At 46.6% G+C, this 1358-nt stretch carries 1 protein-coding gene; it reads right to left on the bottom strand.

The features are described from left to right. Positions 1 to 280 precede the first annotated feature (280 nt). A complete protein-coding gene (locus tag Xets_RS18775; protein WP_099134140.1) occupies positions 281 to 1285 on the bottom strand; it encodes an IS110 family transposase in 1005 nt (334 codons plus the stop codon). Between the last annotated feature and the right edge of the window lie 73 nt (positions 1286 to 1358).

Here is a 1358-nt window from a genome sequence, read left to right as displayed (position 1 = left end):
AATCTATGGTCTTCCCCGTTTTTGCAACACTCATTTTGATGTATGGTTGGCTTGCTTAAATCTATCCGGCGTCTCTATGAGTATGGATACCCGCGCCACGATGAGTTCTGCGCCTGATGAACCTTAAAAACTCCCCGGCTTCAATGAGCCATTTTGTTTCTTAGGTTATTCATCAGGCCGATTGGCCGTTCATGTCATCAATAATCAGTCTTCGCAAAACCAGATAGGTAACGTGTATTTCACTGTTTAATCATCAAGTTATTGAATCAGCCAGCCTCTATTAGGCCTGATACTCATTTTGTCGAGTAGTGATTGCCCAGGCTATTCTTGCCAGCTTATTAGCCAATGCACAGGCAACCACATTCGAATGTTTCTTGCTCAGTTGTGCCTGAACCCACTCGGCAAGTCTCCCATGCTGATGCTCAAGCCGCATCATAAACGCCCGGGCGCATTGAACCAGCAATCGGCGCAAATTTTTGTTGCCGCGTTTGCTGATACCCAGCAGAGTCGGTTTTCCCCCTGTACTGTATTGTCGGGGAACAAGCCCCATCGAAGCCGCAAAATCCCGGCTGCATGAAAATTGTTTTCCGTCACCAAGCTGGGATGAAAGTAGGCTGGCGGTAATGGGTCCTACCCCCGGTATTGTCATCATGCGTTGAGTCGCATCGTCCGCTTTGATGGACTGTTTTAATTCTAATTCCAACGTGGTTATTTGCTCGACAAGATAAAGGTAGTGGGCATGTAATTTCATCAGTAAACGGCTCAGATAATCGGGCACGTCGTGTTCTGCCAGAACCAGAGATAACCGTTTAATGACCGCCTCGCCTTTTGGCAGACTGATACCAAACTCCAGCAAAAAGGCGTGCATTTGGTTAGTGGTCTTTACCTTATCTTTGATGAGTGATTCTCTGACACGATGCAGTGCTCTCATCGCCTGTTGCGTCTCCGTTCTCGGCTGGACAAAACGCATTGAGGGGCGTGATGCCGCTTCACATATCGCCTCTGCATCAACGAAATCATTTTTGTTACTTTTGACAAAAGGACGAACAAACTGCGGAGATATCAGCTTCGCATCATGGCCTAAATCAGCGATCCGACGAGCCAGAAAATGTGCACCCGCACAAGCTTCCATCACGACGGTAGTCGATGTACACCCAGCTAAAAATTCCATTAATTTTGGGCGGGTAAATTTTTTACGCAGCATAGTCTTGCCGAATTTGTCCTGACAATGGATATGGAAAGAATGCTTGCCGAGATCGATACCAATAAGGGTGACGTTTTGCATGATGGACTCTCCAGAAAAAATACTCTATAAAGAGTATGGTTCACAAGGTGGGGAAGACCATCTCATTAACTCC

It is taken from the genome of Xenorhabdus sp. TS4 (assembly GCF_014467265.1).
Taxonomy (GTDB): Bacteria; Pseudomonadota; Gammaproteobacteria; order Enterobacterales; family Enterobacteriaceae; genus Xenorhabdus; species Xenorhabdus ehlersii.
This window is presented reverse-complemented; position numbering and strand designations above follow the sequence as displayed.

What these genes read in the sequence shown, in the direction of transcription:
- Xets_RS18775 (WP_099134140.1), bottom strand. Translation starts at nt 1,285, where the DNA reads ATGCAAAACGTCACCCTTATTGGTATCGATCTCGGCAAGCATTCTTTC.